The sequence below is a fragment of the Pseudomonadota bacterium genome (assembly GCA_010028905.1).
Lineage (GTDB): Bacteria > Vulcanimicrobiota > Xenobia > RGZZ01 > RGZZ01 > RGZZ01.
This window is the reverse complement of sequence record RGZZ01000524.1, coordinates 1-3,267: the sequence shown is the minus strand read 5'-3', so window position 1 is coordinate 3,267 and position 3,267 is coordinate 1. Positions and strand designations below refer to the sequence as shown.

The 3,267-nt window shown below is 65.2% G+C and carries 3 protein-coding genes; all 3 read right to left on the bottom strand.

The genetic code is table 11. The features are described 5' to 3' along the window. Nucleotides 1-830: XRE family transcriptional regulator (locus EB084_22280; protein NDD30992.1), on the bottom strand; the 830-nt coding region annotated here is incomplete at its 3' end. A 545-nt stretch (nucleotides 831-1,375) separates the two neighbouring features. After that, the gene (locus EB084_22275) at nucleotides 1,376-2,815 is read right to left on the bottom strand and encodes a YdiU family protein (protein ID NDD30991.1); all 1,440 of its coding nucleotides are present in this window, start codon (nucleotides 2,813-2,815) and stop codon (nucleotides 1,376-1,378) included. A 56-nt stretch (nucleotides 2,816-2,871) separates the two neighbouring features. After that, a partial coding sequence (locus EB084_22270) for a hypothetical protein (protein NDD30990.1) occupies nucleotides 2,872-3,267 on the bottom strand: 396 nt, incomplete at its 5' end.

Here is a 3,267-nt window from a genome sequence, read left to right as displayed (position 1 = left end):
ACCGTGTTCAGGCGGCTGCGCAGAAGACTGAGCACCTCGGGAAGAATGCCCTCTTCCCTCAGGCGACGATCCGGGATGCGAACGGTCTCTATGGGAACGTCCTTGTCGCGCAGCCTGTCTTTTTCGACTTCGTCTTCGTGAGGGGGCTCGTCGATCTCGACAACCGCCCAGACCACCCGATCCTGGAGCAGGGCGCCCACCACGAAATCGGCTCGGTAGGCCGTTCCGGAGAGTCCGAGGAAGCGCACCTGGGCGAACATGATCACCTGGAGATCACCGTCGCGCATGCGCAGGCACCACTGTCGCCGATCTCCCATGTACACTGGCGGATCGGTGGCCGACGCGACCATCAGGCGCATTCCCGCTTCGACAGGTGAACAGACCTCGACAACAGCGCCTCGCGCGAGTGCGTGCAGCACCCAGGTGGCTTCTCCTGCCGTGGTGACGCGCACCTTGTACACATTGCACCACTTCAGATCACGTCGCTGCCGCACACGCCGTACCAGCGTCTTCACGGTGCGGGAGTATGTGGTGTAGAGGGCTTTCCGGCGACGTGGACTGCCGTTCGCGCGCTTCACGTAGAAGGTGCCGAACGCGCGTCTGAACCGACGCGCGATGGGACGGCGTCGCAGCCGCTCGAGCGCTCGGGGGCGAGGGTCATCGGGGTTCCAGTCGGTGGCGGCCACGAGCTCTTCAGGCGCGATTCCAAGCACGGTGCTCACCTTCTCGAGCATGGGGCGGTCGAGGGTGCGTTCCCCTGTCTCGATCTTGGCAACCCAGCCTGGTGAACGGCCAATTGCTCTGGCGAAGGTTCGCTGCGTGAACCCCATTGATCGGCGACAGGCTGCGATTCTCTTGCCGACGGGCTGTGGACTGATCTGCATGTGTTGATGGTAGCGTTGGGATGTTGCCTCGATGTGACCAATCCGAGAACAAGTCTTGGACAACTTGTAAACAGACTTCGATCATCACGCCCTCACCGTGCTTCCCCTGCTTCTTCCGGGCGTTCTCCCGGAAGAAGCGAGGGAAGCACGGAAGGTGGGGGGGGCTGCTTCCTGTGCAGAATGGGAGAATCTCAAAAAAGTGCATCCCCCGTACTGAATCAGACCCGGCGCGGGCGGGGGAGCTGGGCCGAGCGGAAACGGTCCCGTTCAGACTCCCGGCAGCGGAATCGGAACGCCTTCAGGAAACCAGTCGTCGATGCGGCAGGTACCCGGGGTCACCTAGAGCCTCGGGAATGATGACGGCGCAGATCGCTGATGCGGAGGATGGCCGAGAGCGGTGACGACCTTCTCACCGCAGGAGCACCCCCAAGTAGACGGTTCACCATGCAGGTCGCCGTTTTCAGGGGACCAGCGCATGTGTGCCGCTCACGTCACGTGCCACAGAACGTCTGGTAGGTGTCGGCGTGTCCCGGCGAGGGTCTGGCGTATTCATCAGCGTCAGGCTGCTCGTCGAAGGGACGGGCGAGAACCTGCAGCAGCGTCTCGAACGGGCCGTAGTCGTCTCTCTCCACAGCCGCTTCGAGCGCTTCCTCGACACGGTGATTGCGGGCGATGAAGCGTGGGTTCACGGCGCGCATCGACCGCGCCCGAGCCTCTGACGTGACGTCATCGAGCGACAGGCGTTTCCGCCACGATTCGAGCCAGCTGTCAATCGAGGTCGCGTCTTTGAAGTGGGTTCGAAGCGGGGCTTCATCTCCCTCGGCTGCGTCAGCAAGCGCGCGGAAGACCAGCGTGTAGTCGGTGCGGCCCTTCTTCATCACCTCGAGGAATCCGCGTGCCAGCTCGAGATCGTCGTCGTGCGCGCGCTCGAGCCCGAGCTTTTCGCGCATGCCGGTGAGCCAGTGCCGCCAGTATCGATCGAGGAAGCCCTTCACCGTATCGGTGGCTTGTTCGACGGCGGGCTCGGGCGTGTCGTCGAACCCGTCGAACAGGGGGAGCAGCGTGTCGGCCAGGCGGGCGAGATTCCAGGTCGCGATGCCGGGCTGGTTGCCGTAGGCGTAGCGACCGCCGTGATCGATCGAGCTGAACACCGTGGCAGGATCAAAGCGATCCATGAAGGCGCACGGGCCGTAGTCGATGGTCTCGCCGGAGAGGGTCATGTTGTCGGTGTTCATCACCCCGTGAATGAATCCGACGAGCATCCACTTCGCCACGAGCGCGGCCTGCCGCTCGCAGACCGCTTCGAGGAGGCGCGCGTATCGGTGGGGTTCCGCTGAGATCTCCGGGTAGTGTCGCGCGATGACGTAGTCGGCGAGACGCCTCACCTGGTCGCGTTCTCCTCGCGCCGCGAAGTACTCGAACGTGCCCACACGGATGTGACTCGCCGCCACGCGGGTGAGAACGGCCCCCGGCAGGCGGCGCTCGCGGTAGACCCACTCTCCGGTGGTCGTTGCGGCGAGCGCGCGGGTCGTGGGGATTCTGAGGGCGTGCATGGCCTCGCCGATGATGTACTCACGCAGCACGGGCCCCAGGGCCGCAAGTCCGTCGCCTCCGCGTGAGAACGGGGTGGCACCGGACCCCTTGAACGCGATGTCGCGTCGCTGTCCGTCTCGGTCGATCACCTCGCCCAGCAGCAGCGCGCGGCCGTCACCCAGTCGTGGGGCGAATCCTCCGAACTGATGTCCGGCGTAGACCTGGGCCACGGGGGCGGCGCCTTCTGGCGTCTCGGTGCCGCTGAAGATGCGCGCGCCGATCTCGCTGTCGAGGGCGTCTTCGGCGAGGCCAAGCTGACGCGCCAGATCACGGTTCAGCTTCACCAGTCTGGGATGAGTCGCCGGGGCGGCCTGCCACGGCACGTAGAAGCCGTCCATCTCGCGGTGGAACGTGTTGTCGAATGTGAAGCCGAGCGAAGACGGGAGCGATGCGGTCACGACAGGGAACCTCCTTCAGGGCTTTTCGCCGCGTCGCTCGACGGGGGCGCAGACGATGACGAGAGGGGGAGCGCCCCCTCCGCGTCGGGGACCACGCCGTTCTCCGCCTGTACCTGCGCGCGGCGCTCAGGGGTGAGGAGACAGCCCGCAAGACAGCGAGGTGGGCATCGCCCGAGGCACGGTTCCACGTGGGTCACCACGCGCGATCCGGACAGCCTGCTCTCGATCTTCCGGCTCACATCCATGGCTACATCGTGCGAGTCGACCACCGACATGTGCCCATCGAGCACCATGTGGAACTCCACGAAGCGCCGCGGTCCGGCCTTGCGCGTCAGAAGGGCGTGGTAGCCGCGCACGGCGGGGGTGGCGGCAAGCAGATCGTGCACGATCTG

Excerpts from the sequence above, each read along its gene's own strand:
- EB084_22275 (NDD30991.1), bottom strand. The coding sequence starts at position 2,815 with ATGGACGGCTTCTACGTGCCGTGGCAGGCCGCCCCGGCGACTCATCCC.